This is a genomic window from Ruegeria sp. HKCCA5763 (assembly GCF_013034545.1).
In the GTDB taxonomy this organism is placed as follows: domain Bacteria; phylum Pseudomonadota; class Alphaproteobacteria; order Rhodobacterales; family Rhodobacteraceae; genus Ruegeria.
Genome location: NZ_WQGF01000003.1, coordinates 200829 through 222589 on the forward strand (window position 1 = coordinate 200829; position 21761 = coordinate 222589).

Annotated in this window: 19 protein-coding genes; 13 read left to right on the forward strand and 6 right to left on the reverse strand. The window is 57.2% G+C overall.

The annotated features are described in order from the left end of the window. Positions 1-2: 2 nt before the first annotated feature. The 3 genes from GOV89_RS07510 to secA all read right to left on the reverse strand — a co-directional run bounded on the left by GOV89_RS07510 (position 3) and on the right by secA (position 5313). Positions 3-1553 (reverse strand): phosphate ABC transporter substrate-binding/OmpA family protein, encoded by a 1551-nt coding sequence (locus GOV89_RS07510; protein ID WP_171178559.1) that lies wholly within the window; start codon positions 1551-1553, stop codon positions 3-5. A 24-nt stretch (positions 1554-1577) separates the two neighbouring features. Next, positions 1578-2495, reverse strand: coding sequence for a hypothetical protein (locus GOV89_RS07515; protein ID WP_171178557.1), 918 nt, complete (start codon positions 2493-2495; stop codon positions 1578-1580). A 100-nt stretch (positions 2496-2595) separates the two neighbouring features. Further along, entirely contained in the window at positions 2596-5313 is a 2718-nt protein-coding gene (gene secA, locus GOV89_RS07520; protein WP_171178555.1) for a preprotein translocase subunit SecA, read from the reverse strand. Positions 5314-5489: 176 nt separating this feature from the next. On the opposite strand from secA, the gene GOV89_RS07525 reads away from it, so the two are divergent. The 3 genes from GOV89_RS07525 to mutT are packed head-to-tail and all read left to right on the forward strand — an operon-like array spanning position 5490 to position 7966. Then, on the forward strand, positions 5490-6338 hold the full coding sequence (locus GOV89_RS07525) for a peptidylprolyl isomerase (protein ID WP_171178548.1): 849 nt from the start codon (positions 5490-5492) through the stop codon (positions 6336-6338). Between the two features lie 6 nt (positions 6339-6344). Further along, the gene (gene argJ, locus GOV89_RS07530) at positions 6345-7571 is read left to right on the forward strand and encodes a bifunctional glutamate N-acetyltransferase/amino-acid acetyltransferase ArgJ (protein WP_171178546.1); all 1227 of its coding nucleotides are present in this window, start codon (positions 6345-6347) and stop codon (positions 7569-7571) included. Next, positions 7568-7966: an 8-oxo-dGTP diphosphatase MutT gene (gene mutT / locus GOV89_RS07535; RefSeq protein WP_171178544.1), complete on the forward strand. Its 399-nt coding sequence runs from the start codon at positions 7568-7570 to the stop codon at positions 7964-7966. The genes argJ and mutT overlap by 4 nt, the downstream gene beginning before the upstream one ends. A gap of 21 nt (positions 7967-7987) precedes the next feature. Here the strand turns inward: mutT and GOV89_RS07540 are convergent, their stop codons facing one another. Then, complete coding sequence (locus GOV89_RS07540; protein ID WP_171178542.1) at positions 7988-8386, reverse strand: hypothetical protein; 399 nt, start codon at positions 8384-8386, stop codon at positions 7988-7990. Between the two features lie 294 nt (positions 8387-8680). On the opposite strand from GOV89_RS07540, the gene GOV89_RS07545 reads away from it, so the two are divergent. From GOV89_RS07545 to GOV89_RS07590, 10 genes are all read left to right on the forward strand, one after another. Then, positions 8681-10624, forward strand: a complete 1944-nt coding sequence (locus tag GOV89_RS07545) for an AMP-binding protein (RefSeq protein ID WP_171237955.1) — start codon at positions 8681-8683, stop codon at positions 10622-10624. Positions 10625-10676: 52 nt separating this feature from the next. Beyond that, on the forward strand, positions 10677-11495 hold the full coding sequence (locus tag GOV89_RS07550) for an ABC transporter ATP-binding protein (protein ID WP_171092927.1): 819 nt from the start codon (positions 10677-10679) through the stop codon (positions 11493-11495). A gap of 29 nt (positions 11496-11524) precedes the next feature. Continuing rightward, positions 11525-12511 carry a branched-chain amino acid ABC transporter permease gene (locus tag GOV89_RS07555; RefSeq protein WP_171092928.1) on the forward strand — a complete coding sequence of 329 codons (987 nt, stop codon included), beginning with the start codon at positions 11525-11527 and terminating at the stop codon, positions 12509-12511. Positions 12512-12514: 3 nt separating this feature from the next. After that, positions 12515-12772, forward strand: a complete 258-nt coding sequence (locus GOV89_RS07560; protein ID WP_171178538.1) for a hypothetical protein — start codon at positions 12515-12517, stop codon at positions 12770-12772. Between the two features lie 3 nt (positions 12773-12775). After that, complete coding sequence (locus tag GOV89_RS07565) at positions 12776-13852, forward strand: branched-chain amino acid ABC transporter permease (protein ID WP_171178536.1); 1077 nt, start codon at positions 12776-12778, stop codon at positions 13850-13852. Positions 13853-13928: 76 nt separating this feature from the next. Beyond that, positions 13929-15212, forward strand: a complete 1284-nt coding sequence (locus tag GOV89_RS07570) for an ABC transporter substrate-binding protein (RefSeq protein WP_171178534.1) — start codon at positions 13929-13931, stop codon at positions 15210-15212. A 111-nt stretch (positions 15213-15323) separates the two neighbouring features. Next, on the forward strand, positions 15324-16157 hold the full coding sequence (locus GOV89_RS07575; RefSeq protein ID WP_171178532.1) for an ABC transporter ATP-binding protein: 834 nt from the start codon (positions 15324-15326) through the stop codon (positions 16155-16157). A 19-nt stretch (positions 16158-16176) separates the two neighbouring features. Beyond that, positions 16177-17394, forward strand: a complete 1218-nt coding sequence (locus GOV89_RS07580; RefSeq protein ID WP_171237904.1) for a phenylacetate--CoA ligase family protein — start codon at positions 16177-16179, stop codon at positions 17392-17394. Positions 17395-17516: 122 nt separating this feature from the next. Beyond that, positions 17517-19181 carry an iron ABC transporter permease gene (locus GOV89_RS07585; RefSeq protein WP_171178530.1) on the forward strand — a complete coding sequence of 555 codons (1665 nt, stop codon included), beginning with the start codon at positions 17517-17519 and terminating at the stop codon, positions 19179-19181. A gap of 73 nt (positions 19182-19254) precedes the next feature. After that, on the forward strand, positions 19255-19605 hold the full coding sequence (locus GOV89_RS07590) for a DUF2794 domain-containing protein (protein ID WP_171178528.1): 351 nt from the start codon (positions 19255-19257) through the stop codon (positions 19603-19605). Here the strand turns inward: GOV89_RS07590 and GOV89_RS07595 are convergent. Both GOV89_RS07595 and GOV89_RS07600 read right to left on the reverse strand, forming a co-directional pair. Continuing rightward, on the reverse strand, positions 19602-20339 hold the full coding sequence (locus GOV89_RS07595; RefSeq protein ID WP_171237905.1) for a C40 family peptidase: 738 nt from the start codon (positions 20337-20339) through the stop codon (positions 19602-19604). The genes GOV89_RS07590 and GOV89_RS07595 overlap by 4 nt on opposite strands. After that, positions 20336-21718, reverse strand: coding sequence for a M17 family metallopeptidase (locus tag GOV89_RS07600; protein WP_171237906.1), 1383 nt, complete (start codon positions 21716-21718; stop codon positions 20336-20338). Before GOV89_RS07600 ends, GOV89_RS07595 begins: the two co-directional genes overlap by 4 nt. Between the last annotated feature and the right edge of the window lie 43 nt (positions 21719-21761).

Sequence of the window (21761 nt, forward strand, 5' to 3'; positions counted from 1 at the left end):
GCTTACTGAACCCAGATTTCGACCCGACGGTTAACTTTGCGGCCCCATTCCGTGTCATCGCAGGCCATTGGCATCGCCTCACCAAACCCTTCGGCTGAAACCTCGATACCTTCGGGCAGTGACGATTCCACAGCCGCCAGCACACCGTTGCGCACGGTTTGCGCGCGCCGCAAGGCGATGCGGGCATTGGTGGCGGCCCCGCCGTCACCGTCGCTGAAGCCCGCAAACACCAGCTTGCGCGCCTTCAGCGTTCCGGTCTCAAGCATCTGGGCCAGTTGTTGAATGTTTGAACGAGACTGTGCGTCGGGGCGCGAAGAGCCGGGTTCGAATCGAACAGACAAGGATAGGCGCGAAAGTGGGCGCAGCGTGTCGATCATGCGCTGCAACTCCTCCAACCCGACCTCGGAGCCGCCTGTTAAGATGGCATTGGCCAGCCGGTCGCCCTGCACGTCAACCGGCAGGTTTTCGGGCGATTGATCCACATACCCCGCGCCCCGTATCGCCATCTGAGCCTCTGGGCTTTGGGTGTATGCCAGAAACTGTCGCGCGATCCGTGGCAGGCGTCGGTCCGGGAGGTAAAGGAACATCGGCAGAGTCAGCGGATAATCCTCGGTCTTGATAGATTGTCGGGTCGCGGCAAGAGGATGTCCGCATCCTCCGGTCAGTGGCAGGATGCGGGTGGTATTAGCTGTAGCTTTGCTGGCTATCCCAATTGAAAAGGGATCTTTTGCGACAGAGTCTGTCAGATCGCGGATTCGGCTGTGCGGGGTCGCTGTCGGTGACAATTCTGCATCCACGGTTTTCAAAACCTGGTCTTCAACAGCTTGCGAAAGTCCGGATCCTATTTCCGGGACATGCAAAGCAATCGGCGCGTCTGGGCCGCCCAAATCCGCCCAATTGGTCACTTCCCCGGACAGGATGCGGGCCAAATCCGCCATCGAGATTTGCTGCATCATGTTGTCGGCAGCGACCACCGGGACCATTGCGTCCAACGCAATGACGCGCGAGCGCCGCGCCCGTTTCAGATCACCCAAACCGGCAGCTTCGGCTTCCTCTCGTTCTGACTCACGCACTTCCCGCTGGGCCATCACAATATCTGTCTGATCCGCAACAAGATCACTGAATCCACGCGCCGTCGTGCCCACATCAAAATAAAACCGTGCCAGCGGTGCCGAGCGCTCAGCCTGTCTTAGTTCGTAGACAAAGCTGTCCGAATCCACACGCGCCGGGATTGCGGTCAGGCTTTCTTGTTGCGCGAAGCCAATGATCAGCGCGGGCAGTACCGTTTCAGCCATAACGGATGAGCCGGAAAACCACAGCTCGGCCACAAAATCGGTCAGGTTCGGGCAGGCTGGACCGTCACATGTAACGCCCGATCCATCCACCGTGAGTGCGCCAAACTGCGTCTCAACGCGATAAAACTCGCCGTCAAAGCCCAGCAGATTGCCGGTCACTTCGACCTTGCCGTCATGCGACGTCAGCGTGATGTCCTGCGCCAGAGCGCCAGTGGCAAATGAAATCAGCGCAGCTGCCGCTACACGGAATAATGTCATAAGAGAGCCGAACCTGCCTGCGGATTACTTTGCCGCAATTGTCAGGTCTGAGAGCAGATTTTTCAACACCAGAAACTCACCAGCCTGTGAACAATCGGGCAGGGTCAGCGACATGTCGCGTGACCGCAAGCGACGGTCTGGCAGAAGCTCTAAAGCTTGCACGTTCAGCGTGTGCCCACAATTTGCTTCTGTCACTTCGGCCTCGACCGTCAGGTCAATTGTACCGGACTGATCCGATGCGCCTGCAGGAAAAGAATACACTTCGATATTCTGTGCCTTTTCGTGACCAATCTGACCCAGGCGCAAAACCTTTCCGGCGCCTTTGGCCGATGCGTCATCCCATACATGGCCATCACCGCCATAGCTGGCGCCGAACTCCAGAGCATGGATCTGCAATTCGGTCTCGCCCTGCCATTGCAGGGCAACGCGATTGTATTCGACAATGTCAGAAACGTGAGTGGTGGCGACAGTGCCGGTTTGGTCTTCGAACGAAATCAGGAAAATCGCGTATTCCGACAAGGCCGGGATGGTCATTTGCAACCCGCCAGAGGCATCGGTCATTTGACTGACCGTCAGGCCACTGTGGTGGATCTCAACCCGCTCTTCCGCGTTGCAGGGCGCTTTGAGCGAAACACGCGCCATCGCGCCCGAAACCGCAATTGCACGGGCACTGATATTACAATCCGACGGTTTGAGCGCGGAAGGAACCCCGCGAGGTGCCGAAGCTGCATTGCCGGGATTTGCATCAGAGGGCGTGGCAGACGTCAAAACAATATCTTCCAGTCCCGACAGAACCGAAGACTGTTCGGATGCCGAAGCGACATCAATTCCAGCCTGCGCGCCGTTGGGCTGCGCAGATGATCCGTTTTGCATCAGGTAGCCGATGCCCAAAGCACAGGCGACGGTACCGCACATGGTCACGTAGTTGCGAACTACAAACAAGACACCCTCCCCAGTTGAAGGAGCAGCTTGCACTCTCGTTACGAATCGCGGCCAATTTGTGGCCGCGAGACGGACTCATTGTGATCAGTGTGTGTTGACGTCAGGTCAATCGGCCGTGGCAGTGTTTGAACTTTTTGCCAGAGCCGCAGGGGCAGGGGTCGTTTCGCGACGGGTTACCCCAGGTTGACGGGTCATTCTCATCAAACCCCGGCAGCGCATCACCGGATGCTGTAGCTTCGGCTTTGGCTTCGGCCTGACCAGCGGCCTTGTCCACCGCCTGTTGCGCCTGCGCTTGTTGCGCAGCCATCTGGGCGAGCATTTCTTTCTGCTCTTCCTCGGTCAGCGGACGCACGCGCGACAATTGCTGAGTCACGGTTTCGCGCAAGCTGTCCAGCATACTTTCGAAAAGTTGGAAGCTTTCGTTCTTGTATTCGTTCAGTGGGTCGCGCTGTGCGTAACCGCGAAAACCGACGACCGAACGCAAATGTTCCAACGTCAGCAAATGCTCGCGCCATTTGCTGTCGATAGTTTGTAGCAATACCTGTTTTTCGATATTGCGCATGTTCTCAGGCCCGAAGGCGACGGCTTTCTGGGCCATCATCTCATCAGCGGATTTGATCAGACGTTCGCGCACCTGCTCGTCATCCACGCCTTCCTCGGCGGCCCAGTCCTGAACCGGGGCGTCGATGGTCAGCTTATCCTTGATCGCCTCATGCAGACCATCGGTATCCCATTGATCGGCATAAGATTTCGGCGGCATGTACTCATCGATCAGATCGTCAATCACCTGCTCGCGCATATCTGAGACGATCTCGGACAGGTCATTGGCCGACATGATTTCGCGGCGCTGGCTAAAGATCACCTTACGCTGATCGTTCATCACGTCGTCAAATTTGAGAACGTTTTTCCGCATGTCGAAGTTGCGGCCTTCAACCTTGGACTGCGCGCGTTCCAGCGACTTGTTCACCCAAGGGTGGACGATCGCCTCGCCTTCTTTCATGCCCAGCGTGGTCAGCACCTTGTCCAGACGTTCCGAGCCAAAGATGCGCATCAAATCGTCTTCGAGGCTCAGGTAGAACACAGTGCGGCCCGGATCGCCCTGACGGCCTGAACGACCGCGCAGCTGGTTGTCGATGCGGCGGCTTTCGTGGCGTTCAGACGCCATGACATACAGACCACCAGCAGCCAGAACCTTTTCTTTTTCCTCAGCGTGGCGCGCTTCTTCTGCGGCTCGCAATTCCGATGGATCAGCCTCGGGGTTTTCGGCCAGCGCCTTCAGCACTTTCATTTCGACATTGCCGCCCAGCTGAATGTCGGTGCCGCGACCGGCCATGTTTGTGGCAATTGTCACGGCACCCAAACGGCCTGCATCTGCAACGATCTGCGCCTCTTGCTCGTGCTGACGGGCATTCAGAACGTTGTGCTCGATGCCTTCTTTGGTCAGCATTTGGCTCAGCAGCTCGGACTTCTCGATCGAAGTGGTACCCAGCAGAACCGGCTGACCTTTTTCCTGCGCCTTTTGGGTTTCGCTGATCATCGCGCCATATTTTTCCATTGCGGTGCGATAAACCTGATCATCCTCGTCGATACGGGCAATTGGCTTGTTGGTTGGAACCTCGACCACGCCCAGACCGTAGATTTCCTGAAATTCCTCAGCCTCGGTCAACGCAGTCCCGGTCATACCACCCAGCTTGTCATACAAGCGGAAATAGTTCTGGAAGGTCACGCTGGCCAGCGTCACGTTTTCGGGCTGGATCTGCACACCTTCCTTGGCCTCAATCGCCTGATGCAGGCCTTCCGACAGGCGGCGACCCGGCATCATACGGCCAGTGAACTCGTCGATCAGAACAACGTTGCCGTCCCGGACAATGTAATCCTTGTCCCGTTGGAAAAGCTTGTGCGCGCGCAGACCCTGGTTCACGTGGTGCACGACCGTGGTGCTTTCGGGGTCATACAAGGAATGGCCTTCGGGAATCAGGCCTGCCTGTAACAACTGAGCTTCCAGAAACTCGTTGCCCTCGTCCGTGAAGGTCACGTTGCGCGACTTTTCATCCAAACTGAAATGGTCATCGCTTAGCGTTGGGATCAGCGCGTCAATCGCTGTGTACAGATCCGAGCGGTCCTGTGCAGGCCCCGAGATGATCAGCGGCGTCCGCGCCTCGTCGATTAGGATCGAGTCGACCTCGTCCACAATCGCGAAGTTGTGGTGTTTCTGATAAACCTGTTCCAGATCTGCCTTCATGTTGTCGCGCAAATAATCGAAACCCAGCTCATTATTGGTGGCATAGGTGATGTCGCACTTATAAGCGGCCATCTTTTCATCATCGGGCTGGCCCGACCAGATCACACCGGTGGTCATGCCCACGGCGGCAAACACCTTGCCCATCCATTCCGAGTCGCGCTTGGCCAGGTATTCGTTCACCGTGACCACATGCACGCCCTTGCCGGTCAAAGCGTTCAGATAGGCAGGGAAGGTCGCGACCAGTGTCTTGCCCTCACCCGTTTTCATTTCCGAGATATTGCCCTGATGCAGGAAGGTTCCGCCCATCAACTGCACGTCAAAGGCCCGCAAACCAAGCGCGCGCTTTGCACCTTCGCGCACGTTGGCAAAGGCTTCGGGCAGCAGACTGTCTAGGCTTTCGCCATCCAGCGCCCGTTTGCGCAGTTCTTCCGTTTTTTCGATCAGACCCTGATCCGACAGTTTCTCAAATTCGGGTTCCAATGCGTTGATCTTTTCGATCAGGGGGCGGGTCGCCTTGATCTTGCGGTCGTTCGGTGTTCCGAACACCTTTTTGGCGAGCGTTCCGAGTCCCAGCATGTTCACTCCAGCGGATCTGTTCTTGTCTTGGTTGCGACAGGCTTGCCCACCTTGCGCGCAACCCATAGATACGGGGGGTGAAAGGCGGCCCTGTCCAAGGCTTCAAAGCGATGTAAGCGGCAGGTTCCAGAGTGTCAACGCTGCGCCCTGTCGCGGCAAGGAAATAGGATGATTCAATGCCCAAAGGCCTCACTTTTCTGCCATCGCTGGCTCTGACTGCCATGATGGCGCTGCCGCTGGCCGCCGAAACCCAACCCGATGCGTCCACAGTTGTTGCGCGTGTGAACGGTGACGAGATCACACTTGGTCACGTGATAGCGACCGTTGCCGTTTTGCCCCCGCAGTATCAGCAGGCAGAAGACGACGTTTTGTTCGACTTTGTTCTGGAACAATTGATCCAGCAACAATTGCTAGGTCAGCAGCAAGATGACCTGAACACTGAAAACGCCCTGCGTTTAGAGAATGAAGAGCGATCGCTGCGTGCGGTACAGACGGTCGCCGCGTTGACAGAGGCTGCGGTCACGGATGATGCCATTCAAGCGGCCTACGATGCGCAATTCAAAGATTTCGCAGGCGAAGACGAATTTGATGCCAGCCACATCCTTGTCGAGACCGAGGAAAAAGCAAAAGAGCTTAAGCTGCAGCTGGATGAAGGTGCCGACTTTGCCGAGCTTGCGCGCGAAAACTCGACTGGGCCGTCCGGCCCCAATGGGGGCGCGCTGGGTTGGTTTGGCAAGGGCCAAATGGTGCCCGAGTTCGAAGGCGCCGTGATCGCGCTTGAAAAAGGGCAGGTCTCGGATCCGGTTCAGACCCAATTTGGCTGGCATCTGGTCAAGCTGAATGACAAGCGCAAGACCGAAGCGCCTGAATTGGACATTGTGCGCGAAGAACTTGTGCAGACGATCCAGCAGGACGTCATTCAGGCCCGTATTGATGAGCTTACGCAACAGTCACAGATCGAGCGTCCCGCGCTGGATGGTGCAGGCCACGAAATGATGCGCCAACTGGACCTGATTCAGGAGTAAAGACCCGTGGCCAAGATTACCAAGGTTTCACCGCTGGCCCCAGCGTCATTCCCTGACCTGCCCGCGATTGACGGTGTGCGCTTCGCAACTGTCGAGGCCGGGGTGCGTTATCAGGGCCGTACCGACGTCATGCTGGCCGTTTTGGACCCAGGCACTTCGGTCGCCGGGGTCTTTACCCGCTCGGCCACACGGGCTGCGCCGGTGCTGGACTGTCAGGACAAGATCGGTGGGTCCAGCGAAGGGCCTGCGGCGATCCTGGTGAACTCGGGCAATGCCAATGCCTTTACAGGCCACTATGGCCAGACCTCGGTGGCCGAGGTGACGCAAGCCGTGTCCAAGGCCACCGGCGTTCCGATAGAACGCGTCTTTACCTCGTCCACCGGGGTGATTGGTGAACCGTTGCCCCATGACCGTATCGTTTCGCAGCTTGAGACGTTGAAATCCGGCCTGAGCCGCCATGCTATCGAGGATGCAGCACGGGCAATCATGACCACCGACACCTTCCCGAAAGGGGCGTCTGCTCAGGTCGAGATTGACGGGAAAACAGTCTCTATTGCTGGGATTGCGAAGGGGTCCGGCATGATCGCGCCCGATATGGCGACGATGCTGGTCTATATTTTCACAGACGCGCAACTCGAGCAATCTGCGCTGCAGTCCATACTGAGCGCGCAGACTGACCGGACCTTCAACTGCATTACCGTGGACAGCGATACGTCGACCTCGGACAGCCTGTTGCTGTGCGCCACCGGGGCATCTGGCGTGAACGCCACTGGCAATGCCGCCTTTGCCGAAGCGCTGGAAACCGTGATGCTGGACCTCGCGCAACAGGTCGTGCGTGACGGGGAAGGGGCCACAAAATTTGTGGAGATTCGCGTAACCGGGGCCGTCTCGGACATGGACGCCAAGGTGCATGGTTTGGCAATTGCCAACTCGCCGCTGGTCAAAACCGCCATCGCGGGCGAGGACCCGAACTGGGGCCGCATTGTCATGGCCATCGGCAAATCCGGTGCGGCGGCGGATCGGGACCTTCTGAGCATCTCGTTCGGTGACATTCTGGTGGCGGAAAAAGGTTGGGTCAGCCCTGACTACCGTGAGGAGGATGCGGCCGAATATATGAAGGGTCAGGACCTTGTGATCGCGGTCGACCTTGGACTGGGCGAAGGCAAATCCACCGTTTGGACCTGCGACCTGACCCATGGATACATCGAGATCAACGCGGATTATCGCTCGTGAAAACTATACTGGTATCTGCTGTCGCTCTCATCGACATCGAGGGCCGTGTCCTGCTGGCCCAACGTCCCGAAGGCAAATCCATGGCCGGTCTGTGGGAATTCCCTGGAGGCAAAATCGAACCCGGCGAAACCCCCGAAGTCGCCCTGATCCGCGAATTGCATGAGGAACTGGGCATCGACACCTGGGCCTCGTGCCTCGCGCCGCTGACTTTTGCCAGCCACAGCTATGACGATTTCCACTTGCTGATGCCGCTGTTTGCTTGTCGGAAGTGGGAGGGGATACCGCAGTCCAAGGAGGGTCAGGCGCTGAAATGGGTGCGCGCGAACGATTTGCGGAATTATCCGATGCCTGCGGCGGACATACCGCTGATCCCAATTTTGCGGGATTGGTTGTAGCCGCACATGCTGGTTCCGGACTTATTCAACGCGCGTCGCTGACAGTTTGAGATACCCGACCGGAGTATTTGCGCCATTTCTGACAAAGTCATCGTCTGCTGCATCAAATATTGAGAAGGTTTTGACGTCTTTTCCATATTGGATGATTGCGTGACCGTGTTCATCGATGAACTGCAACTTGCCTGTACTTTTTGCGATCTGGAAGAAAACGATATTGAGCCCTGGCCTTAGAGTGCTTTCAAAATCTCCCATAGCAACCTTGCAATCCGCAGACTCTTCACACGTAAACCGAAAAACAACTTCATCGTCTTCAACTTTAATATGCCCCTGGATCAGTACCTCCGAGGGTTGCTCTGCAACTGCCCCTGATCCCGTGAGCAAGCTTAATATGAAGAAAAGCCGATAGATGGTGTTGGTCATCAACTTACCTAAAAAATAGCCTAAAACACATATGCATTAGAGGTCGGACATATCGCCTGCCTCGCCAAGCGAGATCTTGTAAACCGTTCAATTCTCAGGAACACCCTTTCACCCCTGTTACAATTCGTAAGAATTGAGAAAACATCAGGCAAAACTTGACGTTGATCTTTCCTGCGTCCCTTATCGGGACATCGACACCCGGGGCGTGTTCCCGATCTGTCGTTTCCGGCTCGGAGGAGGGGCCGGATGGGGAGGAGAGAAAGATTGGCTCAGACGCAGTCGGGCGCTGAAGGGATGCAGTCTCTTCCGGCGCTGCTACATCGCAATTTGACCCAGTTCGGGGATGCCCCGGCCTATCGGGAAAAAGAATTCGGAATCTGGCAATGCTGGTCCTGGGCGGAAGCCGCCAAAGAGATTCGAGCGATTGCGCTTGGGTTTCTGGAATTGGGCGTTGAGAAAGGCGACCATATCGCCGTCATAGGCCGCAACCGTCCTGCGCATTATTGGTCGATGGTTGCCGCGCAGATGGTGGGCGCGGTGCCTGTGCCTCTGTATCAGGACTCAGTCGCCGAAGAGATGGCCTATGTGCTGGAACATTGCGGCGCGAAATACGTGGTCTGCGGCGATCAGGAGCAGGTCGACAAGGTCATCGAAATTCAGGAAAACCTTCATCAGGTCAAACACATCCTCTATACCGACAAGCGCGGGATGCGGAAGTATGACCATTCCCAGATGAACGCGCTTGATGACATTATGGCCGAGGGCAGTGCCGGTCATGCACGGTTTGACGCGGAACTGGACAAGCGCATCGCAGCGATCACCTATGACGATACCTGCGTGATGCTTTATACCTCGGGCACCACAGGCAAACCCAAGGGTGTGGTGCTGTCGAACCGCAATGTCATTGAAAGCGCAAAGAATTCTGCTGAATTTGATCACCTGACACGGAACGAGGACATTCTGTCTTATCTGCCAATGGCTTGGGTGGGTGACTTCATTTTCTCGATCGGTCAGGCCTATTGGTGCGGCTTCTGCGTGAACTGCCCCGAAAGCGCTGACACCATGATGACGGACCTGCGCGAGATCGGGCCGACCTATTTCTTCGCACCGCCGCGCGTGTTCGAAACGCAGCTGACCAATGTGATGATCCGGATGGAGGATGCGGGCAAGCTGAAGCAGCGCATGTTCCACCACTTCATGGCGCATGCCAAGAAGGTTGGTGGTTTGTTGTTAGACGGCAAGCCGGTGGGCTTTGGCGACAAGCTGAAATACGCGTTGGGCAATCTGCTGGTTTATGGGCCGCTCAAGGATACGCTGGGCTATGGCCGCTTCCGCGTTGGATATACGGCGGGTGAGGCGATTGGGCCGGAAATCTTTGATTTCTATCGCTCTTTGGGCATCAACCTGAAACAGCTTTACGGTCAGACCGAGGCAACCGTCTTCATCACCGTACAGCCGGATGGCGAGGTGCGTGCCGATACAGTTGGCGTTCCCGCGCCGGATGTGGAGTTGAAGATCGACGATAAGGGTGAGATTCACTATCGCTCGCCTGGCGTGTTTGTTGAGTACTACAACAATCCCGATTCGACTGCCTCGACAAAGGATGCCGAGGGGTGGGTGGCCACCGGGGATGCGGGGTTCATTGAAGAGACCTCGGGTCACTTGCGGATCATCGATCGTGCAAAGGATGTGGGCAAAATGGCCGACGGGTCGATGTTTGCGCCGAAATATGTCGAGAACAAACTGAAATTCTATCCCGATATCCTTGAAGTTGTCCTGTTTGGCAACGGCAAGGATCGCTGTGTCGCCTTTATCAATATCGACCTGACGGCAGTGGGGAACTGGGCCGAGCGTAACAACGTGGCCTATGCGTCCTATCAAGAACTGGCGGGTCATCCCCGCGTGTTAGAGACGATTCGTGGCCATGTGGAAGAGGTCAACAAATCGGTCGCGGCAGATGAAATGCTGTCGGGCTGCCAGGTGCATCGCTTTGTGGTTCTGCACAAGGAACTGGATGCCGATGATGGCGAGATGACCCGGACCCGCAAAGTGCGCCGCGGCTTTGTCGAGGACAAGTTCCACGACATCATTGCCGCGCTATATGATGGGTCCGAGAGCGTTTCGACCACCACCGAAGTGACCTATGAGGATGGCCGCAAGGGCTCGATTTCTGCAACTCTGGAGATTGTAGACGCACCGGTTGTGCCGGTCGCGCAGCACAAGGTTGCGGCGGAATGAGCGCCGCTCGACCTGCCGCCCATCTTCTCGTTTTTGTGTCAGGGAGTAACTGATGCTGGATAATTCCGAAGGATATGTCACCGAAGACGGCCGCCAGATTGGCGGTGTGGTGATGGAAATGAAGAACATCACGCTGCGTTTTGGTGGTGTGGTGGCGATCAAGGATATCTCGTTCGACATTCGCGAAGGTGAGATCCGCGCGATCATTGGGCCGAACGGGGCGGGTAAGTCCTCGATGCTGAACGTGATCTCGGGCTTTTACGTCCCGCAAGAGGGCGAAGTTTGGTTCCACGGATCAAAGCGCCCGCCAATGCGGCCTTATGAGGTTGCGCAACAAGGCATCGCACGGACTTTTCAGAACATTGCTCTGTTCGAAGGTATGAGCGTTCTGGACAATGTCATGACCGGGCGGCTGAGCTTTATGAAAACCAACATGTTTCAGCAGGCTTGGTGGAAGGGCAAGGCCGAGGCGGAAGAGACGGAGAACCGTGAGGCGGTCGAGAAGATTATCGATTTCCTTGAGATTCAGCACATCCGCAAAACACCGGTGTCCCGACTGCCTTATGGTTTGAAAAAACGCGTCGAACTGGCGCGAGCGCTGGCTGCGGAACCCAAGCTGCTGCTGCTGGATGAACCCATGGCAGGCATGAACGTTGAAGAGAAAGAGGACATGAGCCGCTTTATCCTCGACGTGAATGATGAGTTTGGCACAACGATTGCCCTGATCGAACATGACATGGGTGTTGTGATGGACCTGAGCGATCGGGTGGTCGTGATGGATTATGGCAAGAAGATCGGGGACGGCACACCGGACGAGGTGCGCAACAATCAAGAGGTCATCGACGCCTATCTGGGGGTCAGCCATGATTGATATCCAGACAGAAATTTGGGGAGGCGCAAATGCCTGAACAACTCGTATTTGCGATGGAGGTCATCCTCAACGGTCTCATGGCCGGGGTGCTCTATGCTCTGGTCGCGCTGGGCTTTGTGCTGATCTACAAGGCTTCGGGGATTTTCAATTATGCGCAGGGGGTTATGGCCCTGTTCGCTGCGATGACGCTGGTTGGGATCATGAAAGGTCAGGTGCCGTTTGCGCATCTGATCAACGCTATATTCGGCACTCATATTCATTACTTCGGCTGGAACGTGCCTGCGCTGGTGGCGATCATTCTGACGATGGCGGTCATGGTGCTGTTGGCCTGGGCGGTGCAGCGCTTCGTGATGCGCCATCTGGTCGGGCAAGAGCCGATCATTCTGTTCATGGCGACCATCGGTCTGGCCTATTTCCTTGAGGGCGTGGCCGACCTGATGTGGGGGTCCGAGATCAAGACGCTTGATGTTGGTCTGCCACAAGGGATCAACCTGTGGATCGACGAGACGACCTTTAACATATTCGATTACGGCTTCTTCATCGACAATCTGGACATTGTAGCCACAGTGATTGCCGCACTGTTGGTGGCTGCGCTGGTGGCGTTCAGCCAGTACACCAAACAGGGCCGTGCGATGCGCGCGGTGGCGGATGACCACCAGGCGGCACTGTCGGTCGGGATCTCACTGAACTTCATCTGGATCATGGTCTGGTCGGTGGCAGGCTTCGTCGCTCTGGTCGCAGGGATCATGTGGGGCACCAAATCAGGCGTTCAGTTCTCGCTTTCGCTCATCGCGCTCAAGGCCCTGCCGGTGCTGATGCTGGGCGGTTTCACCTCAATCCCCGGTGCCATTGTGGGCGGGCTGATCATCGGTGTGGGCGAAAAACTGTTCGAATTCGCGCTTGGCCCGGCGCTGGGCGGCGCGACCGAGAACTGGTTCGCCTATGTTCTTGCACTGATCTTCCTGGTGTTTCGACCGCAAGGCCTGTTCGGCGAGAAGATCATTGAGAGGGTGTAGGGCATGACCAAGCTGATCGCCATCATCAACGTGATCGCATGGGCCGGGTTCTGGGCCTTCGGGTACATCGCCCTCACATCAGACGACCTGACAGAAGGCCAGCTAACCATCGCCGCGATCCTAGCCTTTGCGGGCCTGATCATGGGGGTTCTGGCCTACTTGAAACTGGTGCGCGCCTCAGAGGCGAGCGGATATGCCAAAGGATCCAACCAATTGGATGCCGCAGCCCGTAACCGGGCACAGGAAGAATGGGGAAAGTAAGACATGTTCTATCGTGAAGCCGGGGATTTCAAAACCTCGTACATTGATGACAGCCAGACCTTCCCGATCAAGTTCGACCGGTACCGGTATTACGTCGTCCTGGCGGTGGCTTTTGGTATTATTCCCTTCATCATCAACGACTATTGGGCCAACGCGCTGCTGCTGCCGTTCCTGATCTATGCGATTGCCGCGATCGGGCTGAACATTCTGGTGGGCTATTGCGGACAGGTCAGCCTGGGCACCGGTGGTTTCATGGCGGTCGGGGCCTATGCCTGCTACAAGCTGATGACCGCTTTCCCCGATGTGAGCATGTTCATCCACGTGATCCTTGCCGGGGGCATAACAGCCTTTGTGGGCGTTTTGTTCGGCTTACCGTCACTGCGAATCAAAGGGTTTTATCTGGCCGTGGCCACGTTGGCGGCACAGTTCTTTCTGGTTTGGCTCTTCAACCGGGTGCCGTGGTTCTACAACTATTCGGCATCAGGTCAGATCAACGCGCCCGAGCGGGACGTGTTCGGCATCATCATCACCGGTCCGAATGCGCCGGCCTGGGCCACATACCTGTTCTGCCTGATCTTCCTGACAGTCTGCGCCATAATTGCGCGTAACCTGACCCGTGGAACAACGGGTCGGACCTGGATGGCGATCCGCGACATGGACATCGCAGCCGAAATCATTGGAGTGAACCCGCTCAAGGCCAAGCTCACTGCATTTGCCGTCAGTTCGTTCTTTGTCGGCATCTCGGGCGCGCTGTTCTTTGCGGTTTACCTGGGTGCGGTCGAAGTGGGTGAGGTCTTTGGTATCCAGAAATCATTCCTGGTGCTGTTCATGGTGATTATTGGCGGGTTAGGCTCGATCTTTGGGTCATTCGCCGGGGCGGCCTTCCTGGTTTTGCTGCCTGTGGTTCTAAAACTGCTTGGCGTCGACCTGCTTGGCTGGCCGACAGATATCGTGGCGCACCTTAACCTCGTGATTGTGGGTGCACTGATCATCATGTTCCTGATCCTCGAACCACACGGGCTGGCCCAATTGTGGCGCGTGGCCAAAGAGAAACTCAGACTCTGGCCGTTCCCGCATTGAGGGGCCGGTCCAACGAAAAGACGGGTGCAACAAGCCCGAAAACCAACATCGGATTAATCAAGGGAGGAGACACCCGATGAACAAGAAACTGGCAACCCTGGCGCTGGGCGCCGTGATGGCCGCAGGTCCGGTCATGGCCGACCTTGTGTTCCCGTCGCTCAGCTACCGGACTGGCCCTTATGCTGCAGGCGGTATCCCGTTTGCTGACGGTTATGCCGACTATTTCACCCTGCTGAACGAACGCGATGGCGGCATCGGTGGCGTTCCTGCCCGCGTGCTGGAATGCGAAACCGGGTACAACACCGAAAAAGGTGTGGAATGCTATGAATCGACCAAGGGCGAAGGCGCGCTGGTGTATCAGCCGTTGTCGACCGGCATCACGTATCAGCTGATCCCAAAAGTGACGGCTGATGGCATTCCTCTGCACACGATGGGATATGGCCGAACCTCAGCGGCGAACGGTAAAGTGTTCAGCCACGTGTTCAACTATCCTGCCAACTACTGGAACGGTGCATCCGGCGCGATCAACTATCTGTTGGATAGCAATGGCGGAGACCTGAGCGGCAAGAAGATTGCGCTGGTCTATCACAACTCGGCCTACGGCAAAGAGCCGATCCGCACGCTCGAGACACTGGCCGAAAAGCATGGCTATGACCTTACACTGCTTCCTGTCGACCACCCCGGTCAGGAGCAGAAGTCGCAGTGGCTGCAAATTCGTCGTGAAAAGCCTGACTTTGTCATCATGTGGGGCTGGGGTGTCATGAACCAAGTTGCGGTTCAGGAAGCTGCCAACATCCGTTTCCCGATGGAAAACTTCATCGGTGTCTGGTGGTCTGGTGCTGAATTCGACGTGCAACCCGCAGGTGAAAAGGCCACCGGCTACAAGGCGCTGACCTTCACCGGTCTGGGTGACGACTACCCGGTTTATGAGGACCTGCAGAAATACGTTGTCGATTCTGGTAAGGCCGCAGGTGCAGGCGATCAGCTGGGCACGGTGCAGTATAATCGCGGTCTCTATGCGGCGATGCTGGCAGCCGAGGCGGTCAAAACTGCACAAGAGATGCATGGCACAGCAGATATCGACGCGTCGATGATGCGCGATGGCATGGAAGCGCTTGAAATCACCAACGCCAAGATGGAAGCGCTGGGCATGGCAGGGTTCGGGCCCGAGTTCTCGGTCTCATGTGACAATCACGGCGGTCCGGGTCTTGTTGGTGTTGTTCAGTGGGATGCAGCCGCTGGAACATGGAACCCTGTTCAGGATTTCAAGCCAACTGACGTCGAGGTCATCAACGCGCTGATCGAGGAAGACTCGGCAGCCTATGCGGCTGAAAACAACATCTCGCAGCGCTGCGAGTAAGCCAACCCAGTGTCCCGGAACCTATCCGGGGCACCCTAACATTCGGAGTGGCGGTTTCGCTGCCGCTCCTTACAGACGCCCCAAGCTGGGCAGGCATGAGGACACGCGCTGATGCTGGATGCGGCAAATACCACTGACGTGCAGGCGGAAACCCTGCTTGAAGTCAACAATATCGAGGTGATCTACAATCACGTAATCCTCGTGCTGAAGGGCGTCAGCCTGACTGTTCCAAAAGGGGGCATCACGGCATTGCTGGGCGGCAATGGCGCTGGCAAGACGACAACGCTCAAGGCTGTGTCGAACCTGCTGCATTCGGAACGGGGCGAAGTTACAAAAGGTTCGATCAAGTATCGCGGTGTAAGCGTGCATGAAAGCGATCCGGCTGACCTGGTGGAAAAAGGCGTCATCCAGGTGATGGAAGGCCGCCACTGTTTTGAACACCTGACTGTTGAAGAAAACCTGCTGACGGGGGCTTATACCCGCAAAGATGGGTCCGCAGCGGTTCAGCAGGATCTGGAACTGGTCTATAATTATTTCCCGCGCCTGAAAGAGCGTCGCAAGTCACAAGCGGGCTATACCTCGGGCGGTGAGCAACAGATGGTCGCGATGGGTCGGGCCTTGATGTCGCGACCTGAAACGATTCTGCTGGACGAGCCTTCGATGGGTCTTGCGCCGCAGTTGGTCGAAGAGATTTTCGGGATCGTTAAAGACCTCAATGAGAAAGAAGGCGTGTCCTTCCTTTTGGCAGAACAGAATACAAACGTGGCTCTGCGGTTTGCACATTACGGATACATTTTGGAATCCGGGCGCGTGGTGATGGATGGCCCTGCTGCCGAGCTGCGCGAGAACCCAGATGTGAAAGAATTCTACCTCGGCATGTCAGATGAAGGCCGCAAAAGCTTCCGCGACGTGCGATCTTATCGCCGCCGCAAGAGGTGGCTGTGAGCGGATGGAGGATATGGCGATGACCTATTTCGATGCACTCGAAACGCGCTCGGCAGACCAACGCGCCTCAGATCAGGCGGCAGCGCTTGTGGAACAGATCAAGCGCGTGTCATCCGCGCCCGGGTTCGCGGCGCACCTGTCGGATTCAGACACTAATAAAGTAGTTTCAACGGAAGATTTGCCGCTTTTGCCGGTGTTGCGAAAGTCGGACCTGACCCGCGCGCAAGCCGAACGGCCGCCCTTTGGTGGGTTTACGGTGAAGCCCGCGCGGCATTTTCATCATGTATTCCAGTCGCCGGGCCCAATTTATGAACCGGGCAGCACGGATCACGACTGGTGGCGCATGGGTCGCTTCCTGAATGCTGCAGGTGTGGGCGTTGGAGATATCGTGCAGAACTGCTTTGGCTATCACCTGACCCCGGCGGGCATGATCTTTGAAAATGGTGCACGCGCGGTTGGCGCAGCCGTTTTGCCTGCGGGCACTGGACAGACGGAATTGCAGGTGACAGCGGCGCGGGATGTCGGTTGTACGGCCTACGCAGGAACGCCGGATTATCTGAAAGTCATTCTGGACAAAGCCGATGAGATGGGCGTTTCGCTGAACTTCTCAAAGGCCGCCGTTGGTGGCGGGGCGCTGTTTCCGTCACTGCGTCAGGAATATGCTGATCGCGGGATTTCGTGCCTACAATGTTATGCGACAGCCGATCTGGGCAACATTGCATATGAAAGCCCAGCGATGGAGGGAATGATCATCGACGAACATGTGATCGTCGAGATTGTCACCCCCGGAACTGGTACTCCGGTCGCTCCGGGTGAAGTGGGCGAGGTTGTTGTGACCTCTTTGAACCCCGATTACCCGTTGATCCGCTTTGCAACAGGTGATTTGTCGGCGGTGATGCCGGGCGTTTCGCCTTGCGGCCGCACCAACACAAGGATCAAGGGCTGGATGGGCCGCGCGGACCAGACCACCAAGATCAAGGGTATGTTCGTTCGCCCAGAGCAAGTGGCGGCGCTGGTCGACAAGCATGACGAGATTGTCAAAGCCCGCGTCATCGCGATGCGTCAGGGTGAGATGGACACGATGACCGTCCAAATCGAAAGCGCGGGCGGCGAAAACCCCGCCTACGCCAAGTCAGTTGCCGAAGTGCTGAAGCTGAAAGGCGCGATCGAGGTCGTGGCCCCGGGTTCGCTTCCCAAAGATGGCTTGGTCATCGAGGACCAGCGGGTTTACGAATAGCCTTAGAAAATGGGTCTGCGGCATTTAATGCCGCAGATTTATTGGCCTACGTACTGGTGTTTCCGAGCTTTTTGGTCGATTAAAGGCGGACCCTTCGCCTTTGTCAGTTAACAGCCGGGATGATGGCCGAAATCGAATACTCACAAAACGGATCGCGCAATCGTGGCGTACGCGGAACCCGGCTGTTGGCGGGGATCGCGTATATCGTGGCGGGGGCTTGCCTGTTGCCCATGCTTGCCGTGGTATTGGCAGCAGTGACGGGTGGGACGGATACGATCTCGCATCTGATGCAAACGGTGTTGCCGAGTTATACGGTCACGACCCTGATCCTTGTTGTACTGGTTGCAGCAGGTACCTTTAGTATCGGCACCGGAGCCGCTTGGCTGGTTACGATGACCCGCTTCCCCGGCGTACGCTTTTTGGAAATCGCACTTGTGCTGCCACTGGCCTTTCCCGCCTATGTTTTGGCTTATGCCTACACGTTCATTCTGGACCACCCGGGGATCGTTCAAAGCACATTGCGGGACGTGACAGGCTGGGGGCCGCGCGACTATTGGTTCCCGGAAATACGCTCGACCGAGGGCGCGGCGGTGATGCTGATCCTTGTGCTTTACCCCTATGTCTATCTGCTGGCACGGGCGGCCTTTCTGCAGCAAAGCGCAACGGCGTTTTTGGCGGCCCGGGCGTTGGGCAACAACCCGTGGCTGGCGTTTCGGCGCGTTTCGCTGCCAATGGCACGGCCGGCAATTGCGGGCGGCGTTCTGCTGGCGGTGATGGAGACCATCGCGGATTTTGGCACCGTTTCGTATTTCGGCGTGCAGACCTTTGCGACCGGTATCTACACCAGTTGGTTTTCCATGGCGGACCGTGCGGCGGCGGCGCAATTGGCGCTGTGCCTGCTGGTTTTTGCTCTGGTGATGGCCGTGGCCGAGCGCACGCAACGCGGCAAGGCGAAATATTATCAGGCCGGTAAACAACATGTCGCGCAACCGGCAGCCGACCTGACGGGCCTGCGCGCCTTAGGGGCCTTTCTGCTATGTGCGATACCGGTTCTGTTCGGGTTCTTGTTGCCTGTGATCATTCTGGTTGAGATGGGGCTGGAGTCGGAACAAAACCTGCTGTCGCGGCGCTATATCGGTTTCATCCAGAACTCGCTGACTCTGGCCGGGACGGCAGCGGTCATCACCGTCTTTGCGGCGATCAGCATCGGGTTCTTCCAACGTCTCAGGCCCGGGCGGGCATCCTCAGCGACGGCTTATCTGGCGCGGTTGGGATATGCTGTGCCTGGGGGCGTGATTGCGGTGGGTCTGATCGTACCATTCGCCGGGTTCGACAACGCGCTGGATGCCTGGATGCGTAAGACCTTCGATGTGTCCACCGGATTGCTGGTCACAGGTTCGATCTGGTTGCTTGTCGCTGCCTATATGGTGCGGTTCCTGGCAGCTGCTCTCAGCGCCTATGAAGGTGGGCAAAGTACGGTGCACGCCAATATGGATGCCGCTGCGCGGTCACTGGGTCAGTCACCGCTGGGGACCTTGCGGCGTGTTCATTTGCCTATTCTGACGCCTTCCCTGTTGACGGCGCTGTTGATCGTATTCGTGGACGTGATGAAAGAATTGCCCGCCACGCTGATCATGCGTCCGTTCAACTTCGACACATTGGCGGTGCAAGCCTACAGACTGGCCTCGGACGAGAGGTTGGAGGGCGCAGCCGTGCCATCTCTGGTCATTCTAGCCGTTGGTCTGCTGCCTGTGATCCTGATTTGCCGTCAGGTTGGTCGCCGGTAACACTTCCGCCTGAATTCTTGGGTCATAACGCATCAGGCTTGATTCAAACGCGATTTCCGGCAAGGCTGGAGGTATGAATATGCAGCCTCCCAGCCGGTTTTCGGCAAGTGCAGCGCAGATGCCCGTCGCCTTTGACCGGCATGAGATGTCCCAAATCCTGTCCGTATATGGCCGGATGGTCGCCGCCGGAGAATGGCGGGACTATGGTATCTCGAACCTGCGCGACATGGCAGTGTTCTCGATCTTCCGGCGCACTGCTGAACATCCGATCTATCGTGTCGAAAAGCACCCGCGGCTTAGGTCCCGGCAGGGGATGTATTCTGTGGTCGGAATGGATGGTCGCATCCTGAAACGCGGCCACGATTTGCGCGCGGTGCTTAGAGTGTTGGAACGCAAGTTGATCCGGGCGGTCAACCTTGATTAGAGCCTTTTGTGAGCTGTGATCGGACCATCGCCCTGCGCCTGAATACGCTCAATGGCCTGATCCATAGGTTCAAACACAACCGCCATATGGCTGGCGTTGGCATGCAAAATCAAGTTTTCTCCGGATACCCAGGCCACATGACCTTTCCAAAACAACAAATCGCCCCTTTGTGCGGCTGACCCGTCGGCGAGTGTCGTGCCCAAAGCACGTTCCTGATCACCGCTGTCTCCGGGACAGGGAATGCCGCAGGCCAGCAACGCAGCTTGGACAAGCCCAGAGCAATCGATACCAAACCGGCTGTTTCCACCCCACAAATAAGGCGTCCCCAGGAACAATTCGGCCACAGCAACCGGGTCGTGTGGCGTATCTGAGATTGGTGCGGTGTGTACCTTTGGAACAAAGCCCCACTCGGTTTCCAGATAGCGATCTGTTTCCGCCAAAACATGGATCTTGCTTCCAAAGCTGAGCGATACCAGATCGCGGCTTTTGAAGTTTGCGCTTTCATATGCATGCGTCGCCGGTGCTTTGATCCAACGGGTGGCGGGGATATCATGGGTCAATTGATCCGTTTGCAGCCAGCCAGTGTACCCGTCTTTGTCGGCGATGACCCGGCTCCAGCCGTCCTTTTCTTCTGCGACTTGAACCGTATCACCGAAAAGCACCTGCCTGTCGCGAGGCCCTTCAGGGTCGCGCAAAAGATCGACCACAGGTTTGGATATGCGCAGGCGAGTCATAGGCCCAACATCTCGGGCAAAGCGTTCAGAATCGCGCGCGGCCCTTGACCCAGCCCACCCTTGCTGCGCCCGGGTTCCTTGCTGGGCTGCCACGCATAGATGTCGAAATGAATATAGCGGCGCGATCCCACGAACCTGCGCAGAAACAAGGCGGCGGTGATCGAACCTGCGAACCCGCCCGAAGGCGCATTGTCCAGATCGGCGATGCCGGGTTCGATCATCGCCTCGTAAGGTGTGTGAAACGGCATACGCCAGACCGGATCAGCCGAAACAACTGCGGCGTTGGACAGCGCCAACGCGCAAGTTTCATCATCCGTATAGAACGGAGCCAGATCGGGGCCCACGGCGACGCGCGCCGCGCCTGTGAGCGTGGCCATCGAGATCACCAGATCGGGCTCACCCTCATCCGCCAACGTCAGGGCATCGGCCAGGACCAGACGCCCTTCGGCGTCGGTGTTGTTGATCTCAACCGTCAGGCCCTTGCGTGAGGTCAAAATGTCACCGGGCCGGAACGCGTTACCCGCAACCGCGTTTTCAACAGCGGGGATCAGGACACGCAGCTGCACCGGCAAATCCAGCGCCATGATCATGCGAGCCAATCCAAGCACATTGGCGGCCCCGCCCATGTCTTTTTTCATCAGCCCCATCGAGGCACCCGGTTTCAGGTTCAGCCCGCCTGTGTCGAAGCATACACCTTTGCCCACGAGCGTCAGCTTTGGGCTGCTGTTGCCCCAGTTCAGCTCGATCAATCGCGGGGCCTGTTCCGCGGCCCGCCCAACCGTGTGGATCATCGGGAAGTTCTGATCCAGCAGCGCATCACCAAGGATTGCGTCGCAAGTGGCCCCAAACTCTGCGGCCAAAGCCTCGACCGCCTGATGCAGCTGTGCTGGTCCCATATCCGACGCGGGTGTGTTGACCAGATCGCGTGTCAAAGCCTCGGCCTGCGCCATTGCTTCGATACGAGCTGCATCCACCCCATCCGGTGCGACCAGTTCCGCTGACCCACCGGTTTGGGAGGCATAGTGATCAAACGCATAACCGGCCAACAGCCAGCCGAGGCATTCAACCTCTAACTGGTCCGCGGGCACGCCGGATGCGATGTGATAGGTTCCTTCTGGCAAAGACAGAGCGGCAGCGGCCAGCGGGAACCGTTTGCGCGTGCGTTTTTCTTCGGTTCCGTAGCCTGCCAGCGTCATCTCTGCTGCGCCACTCGCGCTTGGTACCAACAAAGTCTGACCCAGGGCCGCCGAAAACCCGTTCACAGCGACCCAAGATTGCACGTGCTGCGATTGCTTTTGCAACCAGCTTTCCAGGTCCGGCTGAGCAATCACATGCAACGGAAAAGAGGTGTCAGAGGGTAGAGCGAAGGACAGGGTCATGGGCGTCTCGGCGTTAGAATTCCACGCACAGACTAGCTGCGCC